Here is a 14,027-nt window from a genome sequence, read left to right as displayed (position 1 = left end):
CCGTTCGCGGTCCCGGCGGCGTCCAGGTGCGTTACGTGCCGGCCCACCGGTTCGACGGGACGGTCGACGCCGTACCATGCGCGGACGGCACACTGCCGCACCCCTCCTGACCTCTTGGTTCAGACAATTAAGAACGATGCCGTTTCCATCTCGTTAACTGTTTACTTATTGACGACATGGCAACCTCGGGATTGACTCTCGTGAACCCCGGCCGCAGTGTTGCGGCCTCGTCAGGGAGGCAACCCGAAATGAACGCGGTAATGCGTCGTGCCGTCATGGGCGCGCTTGCGGTAACGATGACCGTGTCCGCGGCCGCTTGCGGAGAGACCGGTGGCGACACCGGAGTGAGCCGCAAGGACAAGTCGATCGGTCTGCTGCTTCCGGACTACGCCACGAAGCGGTACGAGAAATTCGACCGCCCGTTGATCGGGGGCAAGATCACGTCGCTCTGCCCCGACTGCAAGATCGCGTACGCGAACGCCGACGGCGACCCGGCACGGCAGGCGCAGCAGGTCCGCGACATGATCAAGCTGGGCGTCAAGGTCCTGATCCTGGGCGCGCAGGACGCGGTGGGCATCAAGGCCTCGGTCCAGGAGGCCGTGGACGCGGGAGTCAAGGTCGTGGCGTACGACCGCTTCGCCCAGGGCCCGGTCACCGCCTACGTCTCGTACGACAACGAGAAGGTCGGCGAGCTGCAGGGCCAGGCGCTGCTCAACGCCATGGGCTCCAAGGCGACCCCGAGCGCCAACGTGGTGATGATCAACGGTGACGACGCCGACCCGAACGCCGCGCAGTTCAAGGCCGGTGCCCACAGGGTGCTCGACGGCAAGGTCACGATCGCGTACGAGCAGAGCGGTCTGTGGAAGGACACCGTCGCGAAGCAGAAGGTCACGGAGGCGATAGGCCGGCTCGGCGCCAAGAACATCGACGGTGTCTACTCCGCGAACGACGGCATGGCCGGCGGTATCGCCACCGCCCTCAAGGGCGCGGGCATCGACGTCCCGCTGACCGGTCAGGACGCGGACCTCACCGGAATCCAGCGGATCCTGGCCGGTCAGCAGACCAGCACGGTGTACAAGGCGTTCAAGCCCGAGGCCGAAGCCACCGCCGAGATCGCGGTCAAGCTGCTCCACGGCGACGACATCTCGTCCGTCGCGGACACCACCGCGACCAGCGGCTCCGGCACCACCGTGCCCGCGAAGCTGCTCACCGCGGTGTCGGTGACCAGGGCCAACCTCAAGGACACGGTCGTCAAGGACGCCGTGTATCTCGTGGTGCAGATCTGCACCGCCAACTACGCCGCCGCCTGCGAGGCGGCCGGCATCCGCTAGAACATCAGTCCCCGCACGCGGCCGGGGCCCTTCCCGTGGGCCCCGGCCGCGTGCGCGGACAGGGTCCTGCCGCTGCCGCCCTCGGGCCGTCCCCGATGCCTCCGGCGATGTCCGTCAGGCGCGCGGGCCGAGGAACAGTCCTCCGCTGGTGTCGATGACCTGCCCGGTGATCCAGCGGGCCGCGTCGGAGGCGAGGAACGCGACGACGTCGGCGACGTCGTCGGGCGCGCCCAGCCGATCGAGCGCTGTCGTTCCGGCGATGAACTCGGCCAGGCCCGGCGCTTCGAAGGACGCTCCGTTGGTCGCAGTCCGGGTGGCGCCGGGGGCGACCGCGTTGACCGTGATGCCGCGGACCCCGAGCTCGTTGGCCAGGGTCATGCTCATCGTCTCGACCGCGCCCTTCGTCATCGCGAAGGACGTCTGGGTGGGGTTGGCCATCCGGGTCGCCACGGACGAGATCGTGATGATGCGGCCACCGTCGCGCAGCAGGGGCAGCGCCCGCTGGATGATGAAGTAGGGCGCTCGCACGTTCACCGCGAAGAGGTGGTCGAACTGAGCGCGCGTCGTGGTTCCGATCGCTCCGGCGGGCGCGGCTGCCGCGTTGTTGACGAGGATGTCCAACGGTCGCCCGGCCAGCGCCGCCCCGACTCCCGCGAAGAGCATGTCGACGTCGCCGTCGCCGCCCAGTTCCGCGCGGACGGCGAGCGCGGAGCCACCGGTGCGCTCGATCGCGTCGACCGTGGCCGCCGCACCGTCCTCGTCCGTGCCGTAGTGCACGATGACCACCGCTCCCCCGGTCGCCAGCCGGATCGCGATCGCCTGGCCTATGCCGCGCGACGCTCCGGTCACCAGCGCCGTCCTGCCGGTCAGTTCACTCATGTCCACCACCCGTTGATGTGAGCTTCTACCTATTTGGTAGTCACTACCACTACGGTAGGGTCTACCACATGTCCGACCAGCACTCAACGTTGCGAGCGCAGCGACGAGCCGACACGCAGCGCATGATCCAGGCGCACGCGGTCCGGCTGTTCGGCGAGCGCGGATACGACGCGACCACCGTGGCCGATGTCGCCGACGCCGCGGGCGTGTCGCCCATGACCGTCTACCGGCACTTCCCCACCAAGGAAGACCTCGTGCTCATCGACCGGCACGGCCGGATCGTCGCTGAGCGGATCGCCGCCTCGCCCGCCGCGCAGCCCCTGGTCCGCAGGATCAGCAGGGCGCTCATCGAGTCGGCCGCGATGGTGACCGACGGCGACCGCGGGGACGGCCCGACGGCGGCCGAGCAGTTCCTGCTGGCCCGCCTCCAGCTCATGATCACGACGCCGGCCCTGCGCGCCAAGCACCTGGACAACCACTACGCCCTGCAGCAGGCGATCGTCGAAGCCCTCGCGAGTGATGCCGCCGATCCCGACGCGACGTTCCACGCCCAGGCGGCGGCCGGCGCCTGCCTGGCCGCCATGCACACGGCCTTGGTGCGCTGGGCCGAGGACGACGGACGGACCGCACTGCCCGACCTGATCGCGAAGGCGCTCGCTGCGGCCTTCGGGGACGCCGTGGTCGGTCCGGACGCGTAGGCGCGCCGCGCACTCGCCGAGAACGGCCCCGCCCGTCGCGGGCCGGCCTCACCAGCGATTCAGCAGTACCTTCGCGATGGCCGAGGGGATGGGCGGCAGGCGGGTCGCACCCGCCTCGATCGACCACGACACGGTCTGCAGGACTCTGCCGAGCGTCCACCGGGCGGCGCGCTGCCGGTCCAGTCCGACGACGTCGGTCATGAGGTCGAACCGGCGGCGGACGGAGCGGGGGATGTCCCCCGACTTCTGCACCGCGTCCCACCGGTTCCACAGCGCGGGAAAGAGATCGAAGCCGGGGTCGCCGGCCAGGGGTTTCGGGTCGATCGCCAGCCAGGGGTCCCGTCCCGAGGACGGCGGCGAGGCCAGCACGTTCTCGTAGTGCAGGTCCCAGTGCAGCAGCCGGTCGCCCGGTTCGTCGACCACCTCCCGCAGGGCGTCGGCACAGGCTCCGAGCAGGCGCCGCTCCGACGGGTCGGCCAACTTCGCGCGGGCGGGCGCGGCCCTGTGCAGGACGGCGGCGGCGACGTCGCCCAGGCTGCGCAGTCCCGACGGAGCCGGAACGGCGACCAAGCGGGCCAGGATCTCCGAGAGGATCCGCAACGCGGCCAGGTCGTCGTCGACGGCATCCAGCGAGCGGGTGGCGTCCAACCGCTCCAGCAGCATCGCCCCGGTGCCGGCATCGGCCTCCAGCAGCAAGACCGCCGCCCGGCCTGCCCACGCCCGCAGGGCCGCGGGTTCACCGCCCGTCTCCTCGTCCACCGGTTGGAGTTTGAGCACGGCCGGGGTGCCGTCTTCGCGCAGGACCGGCAGCACCAGCGCGACGGCGCCGTTGCGCGGCGTTCCGTCCAGCCGTAGGTGCCACCGGCCCAGAAGGTCCTCGGCCAGGGTCGGAAGCGCGGTGATCCAGTCCCGTCCGGCCTCCCCGAAGTACCTGCGATGCGACGCGGCAAGAGAGTCGGGGACGCGCATCCGGTCATGGCTCACAGCTGCATGCTCGCAGCCGTCACGACACGGCGCCAACGAGATCCGCCGAGACCGGCCGCGCGCTCAGCGGTTCGCGGCCTGCGCGAGGTGGCGGGGAAATCCGTCGTACGGCAGCGGGTAGGCGTCGGTGTCCTGGTCCGCGTCGCTGTGACCGCGACCGTAGAGGGTGTTGATGGCCGCTTCCATCGCGGGGGGCAGGTGGGGGGAGGCTCCTTCGTGGCACTGGGTGAGCAGCGCCTGGCGCACGCGGCTGGGCAGCAGAGGGAGAGAACTGGGGGGCCGCAGTGGGACGGTGGGCCGCTCCGCGGTCTCCAACTGATGGGTCTGGCTGCGCCACTGCTGGGCGGTTCGGTGCTGGCCCTGGTTGCGGTGGTAGAGGTACAGGCAGAAGGCGGCGGTGGAGTTCTCACCGCCGGCGGCGTACTGCCACCAGTACTCGGCGGCGTCGTTGTGACCGGCCAGGAAGAGCAGGCAGCCGAAGACGAGTGCGCCTTCGGTCTCGGCGCCCGCCTGGTCGGCGAAGCGGGTGAGCGCGACGGCGGCGCGGGCGTCACCCACGACCAGGGAGACGGCCAGGTGCAGGTCGCGGGCGGCGGTCTGCCGGATGGAACGGGCGCAGGCCGGTACGCACAGCGGTTCGCGTACGCGGTCCGCGGGGGCGTCGGACGGCGGGGGGCGGTGGTGGCGACAGGGCTTGTCCAGCGCGTCCTCGGGCTCGGCGTCCGTGTCCAGGCCGGCGTCGAGGTCAGTGTCGGGGTCGAGGGCGAGGTCGGTGTCGAAGCCGAGGTCGGGGTCGGTGTCGTCCCGGGCCGGGAAGACGTCGGCCTCCCGCAGGAGGGCGTCGATGTCCTCGCGCACCCGGCGGGAGGCTCGTCCGGTCACGCTTCCTCCTTGAGCAGGGACGTCAGCTTGGTGGCGAGCCGGTCCTTGGCCCGCATGACGTGGGAGCGCACCGTGTCGGTGGTCGTGCCCAGGTACTCGGCGATGTCATGGTCCTCGGCCTTGAGGACGTAGCGCAGGATGATGACGTCGCACTGCCGTTCCGGTAACTCGGAGATGGCCGTGTACAGGCCCAGTTCGCTCTCCAGCAGGGCCCAGCCGTCCTGGAGCTCGCGTACCAGCAGCTTGCGCATCGCGGCGCGGAACGCGGCGGTGTCGGGCATGACCGGGGTACGCCGGTGGCACACCAGCCAGTGGTGGATGTGGTCCTTCAGCGCGGTCCACGCGTACTGCGGCACGGACTCCTGCCGCAGGACCAACTCCCAGTCCTGGGCCAGCTGCTCGTGGACCTCGCGCACCAGACGCGCCGCCTGGTGGCGGTCGCCGACCTGCAGCAGCGCGTAGCGCAGCCACAGAGTGCGGTGGTACTCGTAGAACGCTGCCAGCGTCAGGTTCGCGCGGCGCTGCGCGACCTGCTCGGGAGTGACGGGCGCCGCGGGGGCGAGGGGGTGGGGGCGGGTCATCGGGTCATCGCCTTCCCGTCGGCGGCGCTTGTTGGTTCGCGGCGCAGGCGGGTGGTGGCCGGGACGGGAGGGAACGGGTGCGGACGGCCGGCGGATACGGGGCAGCTCCACCGGCCGACGCGTCTTGGATCTCTCTCACGGGCGTTCCCGTCCGCTGGCACCGCACCGATCCGGGGATGGAGGGGCGTCGGCAGGGAGTTGATGTGCTCCTACGATCAGCAAAGCGGATCACGGCCCCGGCTGTTGAAGATCGTTCCGACTATTTTTTCACACCCTGTGTTGAAACGGTAACGCATACACGTTCGACTCATGGGCGAATATCGGGAGGAACTGGCGCCAAAAGTCATCAACGGGAGGCTTCGGCTCGTGCACATTTGGCCGAAGGGGGCGCTTGTAGGCTGCGCGGGCCGGGGAGGAGCCCGGGGCCACCCGACGTCCGCACAGGGGGAGCAGCATGAGCAGCGATCACGAGTCCGGCATCGACCTGCAACTGGACCGGGCCCACTCGGCGCGGATGTACGACTACTACCTCGGTGGCTACACCAACTTCCCGGCCGACCGCGAGGCCGCGGGCAAGGCCATCGCGGCCTTCCCCTCCGCCCTGGTCGCCGCACGCGCCAACCGCCGCTTCGTGCAACGCTCCACCCGCCACCTGGCCTCCCTGGGGCTCACCCAGTTCCTGGACATCGGCACCGGGATCCCCACCTCTCCCAACCTCCACGAGCTCGCCCAACAGGCCGATCCCGCCTCGCGCGTGGTCTACGCCGACAACGACCCCATCGTCCTGGCCCACGCCGCGGCCCTGCTGCACGGCACCCCCGAAGGACGCACCGCCTACACCCAGGCGGACGTCACCGACCCCCGGGCCCTGCTGGAGTCCCTCGAGGTCGAACGGACCCTCGACCTCACCCGCCCCGTCGCTCTGAGCCTCAACGCCATCCTGCACTTCGTCACCGACGACCAGGACGCCCACGGCATCGTCGAAACCCTCAAGGACGAGTTGGCCCCGGGCAGCACCCTCACCCTCAGCCACCTGACGGCGGACTACGACCCCGAGCCGATCGACCGCGTCCTGCGGGTCTACCGGGCGGCCGGCACAGCCGTCCAAGCACGCACCCTCGCCGAATTCACCGCCTTCTTCACCGGCTGGACCTTCCTGGACCCGGGCATCGCCTCCACCCAGGAGTGGCGCCCCGACCCCGAGGACAGCCTCGGCGGAATCACCAACGACGAGACCGCCTGTTACGCCGCCATCGCCCGGAAGCCCTAGAGTCTGCCGTCAAGTTCGCGCCAGAATCGCGCTCGCGACGACCTCGAAGAGGCGATCGGCACGGGGGGCGAGTGCAGGTTGGTCGCCGAGCCAGGCGAGCATGGCCACCAGCGCGAACACGTCGTCGCCGTCCATATCGCTCCGCGCCATGCCCACGGCCTGGGCGCGGGCGAGGAGCCGCGCACCGGCTGCGCGCAGGGTGACGCATGATGCGTGGAGCGCGGAGTCGGCGTCCTCGATGGCGGCCGCCATCAGCACGGTCACGCCCCGATACTCCGTGGTCCACGCGACGCAGTCGCGCAGCCACAGAACGAGGGCGTCTTCGGGCGAGTTCGACGTCTCGAGCTCGGCCGCCTCTGCCGTCAGTTCGTCAAAGCTGGTGCGGAGCAGGGCATCGAGCAGCGCCTCGCGCGTGGGGAAGTGCCGCAGCAGCGTCGCGAGCCCGACGTCGGCCCTGCGCGCGATGTCGCGCAGGGACACGTCGACCCCCTGCTCGGTGATGGCGGTGCCCGCTACGGCGAGCAGGTGGTCGCGGTTCTTCCTGGCGTCGGCCCGCATCTGCCCCTCTTGACTATCCGGATCAGTGGTCCATATATTCGGATCAGTGGTCCATTTATGTGGATCGCTGATCCGAATCAGCGTATCCCGCAGTGCGGGCAGGAGAAGACGATGCCGACACACACGATGAGGGCGATCCGGCTCCATGAGCACGGCGGTCCCGAGGTTCTGCGTTACGACGAGGTGCCGATCCCCGTGCCGGGGCCGGGCGAGGTGCTCGTGCGCGTGCACGCGGCCGGCGTCAATCCCCCCGACTGGTACCTGCGCGGCGGGCTCACCACGATGCCCGGGGAGACGGAATCGACGGTCAGGCTGCCGGTGGTTCCCGGGACGGACGTGTCGGGCGTCGTCGAGGCCGTCGCCGCGGACGTGGACGGCTTCGCCGTCGGGGACGAGGTCTTCGGCCTGCTGCGATTTCCCAGCTTCCATGGCAGTGCGTACGCCGAGCACGTGGCCGCGCCCGCGTCGGACCTGGCACACAAGCCGGCCGGCATCGACCACGTGCACGCCGCCGGAGCGCCGATGGCCGGGCTCACCGCGTGGCAGTTCCTGATCGAGCCCGGACACGATCGCCCCTCGCCCTTCCAGGAGGCACGGCACCGCCCGACGGCGCTCGACGCCGACACGACGGTGCTCATCAACGGCGCCGCGGGCGGCGTGGGCCACTTCGCGCTGCAACTGGCGAAGTGGAAGGGAGCGCGTGCCATCGCGGTCGCATCGGGCGCGCATGAAGCGTTCTTGAGGGGGCTCGGCGCCGACCGGTTCATCGACTACACCAAGGCCCGCGCCGAGGAACTCGCGCACGACGTCGACCTCGTCGTCGACACCGTCGGCGGCCCCGACAGCAGACGCTTCCTGCGCACGCTCAAGCGCGGCGGCTCTCAGTTCCCCGTACTCCCCGGGGACTTCGACGAAGAGGAGACGGCGAAGCTGGGCGTCACGGTCTCGAGCGCCCAGGTCCGCTCGAACGGCGCACAACTCGCCGAACTGGCGCGCCTCCTCGACGCGGGCACGGTCCGCGTGGCGATCGACAGCACGTTCGCCCTCGCGGATGCCCGAGCAGCGCACGAACGCGCCGCCCGAGGCCACATTCAGGGCAAGATCGTCCTCACGGTCGCCTAGAACCTGTCCACAGAGCGGCGGCGTCCGAGGCGGTCGCGATGCTCGCCGCGGCGAACCGGGTCGACCTCCACGGCCGGTTCGGTCCGCCGCGGGGCGCGCCCATACGATGCGCTCGTGCTCCCCTTCGCCTACGCCGCCTACGCCGCCTCCGCCCTCGCGTTCCTCGCCTTCGCCGTCAGTTTCCGCGAGGACCGCCGCCTGTTCCGCAATGCCGTGTTCCTCGGGCTCGGCCTCGTGCTCTTCAGCGTCGCGTTCGTGATGTCGCTGCACGGGGCCCCGATCCCCGGGTCGCGTTACGTCCTGTACCTGCTGCCGGCGCTGGTCCTGCTCGCCGGGCTCGCGCTGCCCTTCGCTCTCGTCGCCAACGGGCTGCTGATGCTCCGCAAGGAAGGGCGCGGCCTGGGCAACCTGCTGTCGCTGCTCGCGGGACTGGGCATCTTCCTGCTCCTGGCATTCCTGATCTTCGCCGCGAGTTCCGGATCCCGTGTCATCTTCTCCGCGGGCGTGCTGACCCTGTGCGTCGTCGCGTACGTCTCGTTCCTGTTCGTCTGCTACCTCACGTACTCCTTCCTCTACGGGCGGATCACGGTGCGCTCCGGCGTCGACTTCGTCGTGGTGCTCGGTTGCGGCCTGGTCGGCGACCAGGTCCCGCCGCTCCTTGTTTCCCGCCTGGAGCGGGGACGGGCGGCCTACGAGGCGGAGGGCCGGCACGGCGGGACGCCCCGACTGCTGGTCTCCGGCGGACAGGGGCCCGACGAGGGCCGTCCCGAGTCGCACGCCATGGCGGAGTACCTGGTGGCGAAGGGGATCCCGGAGGAGCGGATCCTGCGGGAGGAGCGGTCACGGACCACGGAGGAGAACCTGACCTGCAGCAAAGCGCTGATGGCGGAGCACGACCCGACGTACCGGTGTGTGGTGGTGACCAACAACTTCCATGCGTTCCGGGCGGCTCTGATGGCGCGGCGGGCGGGCATCAACGGGCAGGTGATCGGCTCGCCGACCGCTGCGTACTTCTGGCCGAGCGCGACGATCAGGGAGTTCGTGGCGATCTTCGTGGATCACCTGAAGCTGAATCTCGCGATCTGCGGTGGGCTGATCGCGCTCGGCCTGGCGGCTCTCGTCGCGACCTGACCCGAAACCGGCCGGCGGGCCGGCCATCGTCGTGCCCGAATCCGGCCCTGAACCGGCCTCTACAGGACCGCTGGAGCCTCCGGCATCGCGGGCTGCTGTCGCCGGGAGCGCGCCAGGCTGGCCGGGCGCACTGCTCCTGGGCCGAAGCGGGCGTTGGCGCGGTCGATGGCCGGTTCGATGGCGAGGCGGTTCTCGCGGACCTGGTCCAGGCTCAGCTGCTGTGCCGCGGCGTGGGCGGGGCGCAGTTGCTCGGCGCGCACGCTGAGGGATCGGACGCGGGCGCGTTGCAGGCCCAGCGCCGCGTACAGCTCGTAGACGGTGGCACGGACGTCGTCCCCGTGCGCCGAGGCTTCGGGCAGGGACCGGGTTCGGGTGGTGGCCGAACGGTCGGCGTAGCGGGCGGTGAGGGACAGGGCGCCGGTGATCTGTTCCTGGGAGCGCAGGCGGGAGCCGAGCTGGTCACTGAGGTCGAGCAGTACGCGCCGGTGCTGGTCGGGGTCGAGTTCGTCGCGGTCGAAGTGGTGGTCGGCGGAGACGGAGCGGGCGACGGGCCGGGGGGTGACGGGGCGGGGGTCGCGGCCGTGGGCGAGGTCGTGCAGGGACCGGCCCGTGGTCACTCCCAGCAGGCGCTGGGTCGTGAGCAACGGCGCGTCGGCGAGGTCTCCGATGCGGTGCAGACCGTGCCGGACGAGGGTCTTCGCGGTGGCCGGCCCGACGCCGGGCAGGGCGCTGACGGGTTGCGGACGCAGGAACGCGGCGATGTCGTGCGGGTCGTGGCCGATGACGGTGATGCCGCCGGGCGGTGTCACCGCGGCGGCCATGCCGGCCAGCAGCCGGTTGCCCGCGACGGCCAGCGTCGCCTGGACCCCGTGCAGCGCCACGACCCGCAGCCGGATCAGTTCGGCGAGCTCCTGGGGAGTGCGGTCGAAATACCGCAGCGCACCGGTGAGGTCCATCTGCGCGCCGTCGGGTTCCAGGGCCTGCACGCGGGGGCTGATGCCCTGCAGGACTTCCAGGAGCTGCTGGTACAGCGCGGGGTCGTCGCGCGTGCGGCCGTGGAAGTGCGCGTGCAGGATGTGGCGCTGTGCCGGCTGCATGAGGGTCATCCCGCGCTTCCGGGGCTGATGTGGCCGAGCTTGGTGAGGTTCGCGGAGCGGGTGCCGGCGGGCTGCAGGTCGGCCCACGGGTGCAGGACGGCGCCGGTGGTCCCGTTGGCGAGGGTGCGCTGCGGGGACTGGGCGGGGGTGGGTCCGGGCAGTGCGGTGTCGCCCAGGAGGCGCACCACGGCTTCGGGCCCGTGGTCGCGGCGGGCGGCGGCGAGGGCTTCGAGGTCCCAGACGCGGCTGCCGACCACGGTGCGGCGCGGTCCGCGGCGCTGGACGGTGCCGCGGACCAGGAGCAGTCCGCTGTGGAAGACGGTGTGGGCGCAGGCGGGGTGGGAGTCTTCGAAGAAGGCCAGGTCGACGAGGCCGGAGCCGTCTTCGAGGGTGACGAAGATGATGCGCTTGCCCGACGCGATGGGCGGGGTCTGGGTCGAGGCGCGTACCCCGGCGACGAGGACTGTCCGGCCGGATTCGAGGGTCGTCAGGTGGGCGGCGTCGGTGGCGCCGACCTCGCGCAGGAGCCGGTGGTGGTGCTCCATGAGGTGCTGGCTGATGTCGATGCTGAGGGTCTCCAGTTCGGCGCCGAGCGCTTCGCGGCCGGTCATCTCCGGCAGGCCGCTGGGGGCGGAGCCGGCGCTGATGTCCTGCAGCGGCAGCTGCCCGTCGCCCTGGCGGCCGCGGGCGTGGGCGTGGAGTTCGGCGATCTGCAGGAGCAGGTCCCGGCGGGTCAGCGACCCGCGCACGGCGTCCAGAGCGCCGACTTCCGCGAGGCGTTCCACGGTGGGTCGGGCGGGGCGGCCGCGCTGCCACAGGTCCTGCAGCGAGGCGTAGGGCTGGGCGGCCACCAGGCGGCTGATCTGGTCCTCGCTGATGCCCTTGACCGCGGAGAACGCGAGCCGCACGCCCCACGTGCCGTCGTCGGTCCTCTCCACGGTGTGGGTGGCCCGGGAGTGGTTGACGTCGACACCCAGTACGGGCACGTTGTGGCGGCGGGCGTCCGCGACGATCACCCGCTTGGGCCACATCCCCGGGTCGTGTTCGAGGAGGCCGGCCACCAGGAAGGCCGGGAAGTGCGCTTTCAGCCACGCCGACTGCAGGGCGGGTACGGCGAACGCGACCGCGTGCGCTCGGCAGAAGCCGAAGGAGCCGAACCCCTCGATGATCCTCCACACTTCCTCCCGGACCGCGGGGGTGTAGCCGCGGGCGGTGGCCTCCCGGTGGAACCACTCCCGCAGTTTCGGCAGGCGGTTCCTGTCGCCCAGGGCGCGGCGGCCCACTTCGGCCAGAGCGCGGTCGCAGCCGGTGAGGGTCGCGAGCATGTCGATGATCTGCTCGTGCCAGATCGTCACCCCGTAGGTGTCGGCGAGGACCGGTTCGAGCTCGGGGTGCGGGTAGACGGGGGCGGCACCGTGGCGGGCGGCGATGTACTGGGCGGGCATCCCGCCGGCGACCGGCCCTGGACGGAAGAGGCTGATGTCGGCGATGACGTCCTGCGGGTCCCTGGGCTGCAGGCGGGCCAAAAGATCTTGCTGCCCGGGGCTCTCCAACTGGAACATGCCGATGGTGTCGGAGGCCTGGATCAGCTTGAAGGCGAAGAAGTCGTCCAGCGGAACCTGCCGGTGGTCGTCGAGGTCGATGCTCCGGCCGGTGACGCGCCGGATCTCGGTGACGGCGTGCGCCATCGCGGACTGCATCCGCACGCCGAGCACGTCCAGTTTGATCAGTCCGAGGTCCTCGACGTCCTCCTTGTCGGCCTGCACCATCGGGTAGCCGCCCGGGGTGGGCTGCACCGGCAGCCGGTCCAGCAGGGTGGTGTCGCTGACGATGACGCCGCACGGGTGCATCGCCATCCCCCGGGGCAGCGCGTCCAGGCCCTCGGCGAGTTCCCACAGCGGTCCGAACCGGTCCGCCGCCGCGGCCAGGTCCCGCAGTTCCGGCAGCTCGGCCAGGGCCGAGGTGATGTCGCACGCCCGGATGTGCGGAAACGACTTCGCGATGCGGTCCACCGTGTCCGGCGCGATCCCCAGGGCCATACCGGTGTCGCGCAGGGCATGGCGGGCCCGGTAGGTCTCGGGCATGCCGGTGACCGCGACGCGCTCCGTGCCGAACCGTTCGATGATCCGGTCGTAGACCTCCAGGCGGCGGGCGGACTCCACGTCGATGTCGATGTCGGGCAGTGAGTTCCGCCGGACGTTGAGGAACCGCTCGAACAGCAGGTGGTGTTCCAGCGGGTTGGCGGTGGCGATGTACAGGGCGTGGTTGACCATGGAGCCGGCCCCCGAACCGCGGGCCGCCACCCGGATCCCCATCTCCCGCACGTCGGCCACGACGGCCGCCACGGTGAGGAAGTACGTGTCGTACTTCATGCGGGCGATGACCTCGAGCTCCTCCTGGAGCCTCCGCACGGCGACCGGGTCGCGGTCCAGACCGCGCCGGACCATGCCCGCCTCGCACCGCTCGCGCAGCACCGCCGCCGCCTCCCCCGGGCCGGATCCGGCGCCGACGACGGACGGCTCGGGAAAGTGCGGGCGCCCCAGCCCCAGGTCGGCCACCGGGTCGATGCGGCACTCCTCCGCCGTCCGGTCCGTCTCCGCCATCAGCCGCCGCGCGCGTTCCGTCCCGGTACCCGCCGCCTCGGCGACGCGGTCGGCGACCGCGGACATGGCCGACGGGTCCTTCAGCCAGCGCTCCCCCGTGTCGAGGCGTCGCCGGTCGATGGGGCGCAGCAGCCGGGCGGCGTCCAGGACGTCGGCGAGGCGGTGCTGCTCGCGGTCGGCGTAGCGGACCGCGTTGGTCAGCACGGCCGGGACGCCGAGCCGGTCGGCCAGGGCCAGGGTGCGGCCGGCCAGCCGCAGGGAGCCGGGGCCGGTGCCCTGCAGGCCGAACCACACCGCTTCCATCCGCAGGCGGTCACCGGCCAGGTCACGCCACGGGGCGAGGAGTTGTTCGGCCAGGTCCTCACGGCCGGCGCTCAGGGCGCGGACGGGTTCGGAGGCCGGGCCCAGGAGGACCGTCAGCCCCTTCCCCGCGTACTGGGCCAGGGCCGGCCAGGACACCACCGGCACGCCCGCGACCGGGTCGGTGTACGCGGTGGACACCAGGCGGCACAGGCGGGCCCATCCGTCGGCGTGCCGCGCCAGCAGTGTCACCCGCAGCGGTGCCTCCAGCACGTGGGCGCCACCGCGCACCGGGGTACGGAGCCGGGCCGCGACGGGCGTGGGGCGGTGGGGCGCGACGGCGATGTCGACGCCGAGGACCGGGCGGACGCCGTGGGTCGCGCAGGCCTTGGCGAACCGTACGGTACCGGTGACCGTGTCACGGTCGGTGAGTGCCAGTGCACCCATGCCTCGTTCCGCCGCGCGGCGCACGAGTTGGTCGACGTGCGCGGCGCCGTAGCGGGCCGAATAGCCGGACATGGCGTGGAGGTGCGTAAACGACGACATCGGCACCTCCAGTCCCAGTCCACGCGCCCTCCCCTACCGGATCTC

Annotated in this window: 12 protein-coding genes; 5 read left to right on the top strand and 7 right to left on the bottom strand. The window is 71.4% G+C overall.

Annotated elements, in window-relative coordinates; translation table 11 throughout:
* Window positions 1-248 precede the first annotated feature (248 nt).
* Window positions 249-1,331 (top strand): sugar ABC transporter substrate-binding protein, encoded by a 1,083-nt coding sequence (locus O3X23_RS16770; RefSeq protein ID WP_269272190.1) that lies wholly within the window; start codon window positions 249-251, stop codon window positions 1,329-1,331.
* Window positions 1,332-1,445: 114 nt separating this feature from the next.
* On the opposite strand, the gene O3X23_RS16765 is transcribed toward O3X23_RS16770, so the two are convergent.
* Window positions 1,446-2,210 carry an SDR family oxidoreductase gene (locus O3X23_RS16765; RefSeq protein WP_269272189.1) on the bottom strand — a complete coding sequence of 255 codons (765 nt, stop codon included), beginning with the start codon at window positions 2,208-2,210 and terminating at the stop codon, window positions 1,446-1,448.
* A gap of 68 nt (window positions 2,211-2,278) precedes the next feature.
* Between O3X23_RS16765 and O3X23_RS16760 the strand changes: the two genes are divergently transcribed.
* Window positions 2,279-2,908 carry a TetR/AcrR family transcriptional regulator gene (locus O3X23_RS16760; RefSeq protein WP_269272188.1) on the top strand — a complete coding sequence of 210 codons (630 nt, stop codon included), beginning with the start codon at window positions 2,279-2,281 and terminating at the stop codon, window positions 2,906-2,908.
* Between the two features lie 48 nt (window positions 2,909-2,956).
* On the opposite strand, the gene O3X23_RS16755 is transcribed toward O3X23_RS16760, so the two are convergent.
* The 3 genes from O3X23_RS16755 to O3X23_RS16745 form a co-directional block, all read right to left on the bottom strand.
* A complete protein-coding gene (locus tag O3X23_RS16755) occupies window positions 2,957-3,877 on the bottom strand; it encodes an aminoglycoside phosphotransferase family protein (protein ID WP_443047868.1) in 921 nt (306 codons plus the stop codon).
* Between the two features lie 78 nt (window positions 3,878-3,955).
* Window positions 3,956-4,774, bottom strand: coding sequence for a glycoprotein (locus O3X23_RS16750; RefSeq protein ID WP_269272186.1), 819 nt, complete (start codon window positions 4,772-4,774; stop codon window positions 3,956-3,958).
* Window positions 4,771-5,355, bottom strand: coding sequence for an RNA polymerase sigma factor (locus tag O3X23_RS16745; protein ID WP_269272185.1), 585 nt, complete (start codon window positions 5,353-5,355; stop codon window positions 4,771-4,773). The genes O3X23_RS16750 and O3X23_RS16745 overlap by 4 nt, the downstream gene beginning before the upstream one ends.
* Window positions 5,356-5,809: 454 nt before the next feature.
* Between O3X23_RS16745 and O3X23_RS16740 the strand changes: the two genes are divergently transcribed.
* Window positions 5,810-6,625, top strand: coding sequence for an SAM-dependent methyltransferase (locus tag O3X23_RS16740; RefSeq protein ID WP_269272184.1), 816 nt, complete (start codon window positions 5,810-5,812; stop codon window positions 6,623-6,625).
* A gap of 9 nt (window positions 6,626-6,634) precedes the next feature.
* Here O3X23_RS16740 and O3X23_RS16735 read toward each other — a convergent pair whose 3' ends face one another.
* The gene (locus tag O3X23_RS16735) at window positions 6,635-7,183 is read right to left on the bottom strand and encodes a TetR/AcrR family transcriptional regulator (RefSeq protein ID WP_269272183.1); all 549 of its coding nucleotides are present in this window, start codon (window positions 7,181-7,183) and stop codon (window positions 6,635-6,637) included.
* A gap of 111 nt (window positions 7,184-7,294) precedes the next feature.
* Between O3X23_RS16735 and O3X23_RS16730 the strand changes: the two genes are divergently transcribed.
* Both O3X23_RS16730 and O3X23_RS16725 read left to right on the top strand, forming a co-directional pair.
* Window positions 7,295-8,305: an NADP-dependent oxidoreductase gene (locus tag O3X23_RS16730; protein ID WP_269272182.1), complete on the top strand. Its 1,011-nt coding sequence runs from the start codon at window positions 7,295-7,297 to the stop codon at window positions 8,303-8,305.
* A 114-nt stretch (window positions 8,306-8,419) separates the two neighbouring features.
* Window positions 8,420-9,436: a YdcF family protein gene (locus O3X23_RS16725; protein ID WP_269272181.1), complete on the top strand. Its 1,017-nt coding sequence runs from the start codon at window positions 8,420-8,422 to the stop codon at window positions 9,434-9,436.
* Window positions 9,437-9,495: 59 nt separating this feature from the next.
* On the opposite strand, the gene O3X23_RS16720 is transcribed toward O3X23_RS16725, so the two are convergent.
* Window positions 9,496-10,542, bottom strand: coding sequence for a DNA polymerase Y family protein (locus O3X23_RS16720; RefSeq protein WP_269272180.1), 1,047 nt, complete (start codon window positions 10,540-10,542; stop codon window positions 9,496-9,498).
* A complete protein-coding gene (locus O3X23_RS16715; RefSeq protein WP_269272179.1) occupies window positions 10,539-13,982 on the bottom strand; it encodes a DNA polymerase III subunit alpha in 3,444 nt (1,147 codons plus the stop codon). Before O3X23_RS16715 ends, O3X23_RS16720 begins: the two co-directional genes overlap by 4 nt.
* Window positions 13,983-14,027: the final 45 nt, after the last annotated feature.

The sequence above is a fragment of the Streptomyces sp. H39-S7 genome (assembly GCF_027158205.1).
Lineage (GTDB): Bacteria > Actinomycetota > Actinomycetes > Streptomycetales > Streptomycetaceae > Actinacidiphila.
The sequence above is the reverse complement of the archived record's forward strand: the minus strand, read 5'-3'. Positions and strand labels throughout refer to the sequence as shown.

Excerpts from the sequence above, each read along its gene's own strand:
- O3X23_RS16770 (WP_269272190.1), top strand. The coding sequence starts at position 249 with ATGAACGCGGTAATGCGTCGTGCCGTCATGGGCGCGCTTGCGGTAACG.
- O3X23_RS16765 (WP_269272189.1), bottom strand. The coding sequence starts at position 2,210 with ATGAGTGAACTGACCGGCAGGACGGCGCTGGTGACCGGAGCGTCGCGC.
- O3X23_RS16760 (WP_269272188.1), top strand. The coding sequence starts at position 2,279 with ATGTCCGACCAGCACTCAACGTTGCGAGCGCAGCGACGAGCCGACACG.
- O3X23_RS16755 (WP_443047868.1), bottom strand. The coding sequence starts at position 3,877 with ATGCGCGTCCCCGACTCTCTTGCCGCGTCGCATCGCAGGTACTTCGGG.
- O3X23_RS16745 (WP_269272185.1), bottom strand. The coding sequence starts at position 5,355 with ATGACCCGCCCCCACCCCCTCGCCCCCGCGGCGCCCGTCACTCCCGAG.
- O3X23_RS16740 (WP_269272184.1), top strand. The coding sequence starts at position 5,810 with ATGAGCAGCGATCACGAGTCCGGCATCGACCTGCAACTGGACCGGGCC.
- O3X23_RS16735 (WP_269272183.1), bottom strand. The coding sequence starts at position 7,183 with ATGCGGGCCGACGCCAGGAAGAACCGCGACCACCTGCTCGCCGTAGCG.
- O3X23_RS16730 (WP_269272182.1), top strand. The coding sequence starts at position 7,295 with ATGCCGACACACACGATGAGGGCGATCCGGCTCCATGAGCACGGCGGT.
- O3X23_RS16720 (WP_269272180.1), bottom strand. The coding sequence starts at position 10,542 with ATGACCCTCATGCAGCCGGCACAGCGCCACATCCTGCACGCGCACTTC.
- O3X23_RS16715 (WP_269272179.1), bottom strand. The coding sequence starts at position 13,982 with ATGTCGTCGTTTACGCACCTCCACGCCATGTCCGGCTATTCGGCCCGC.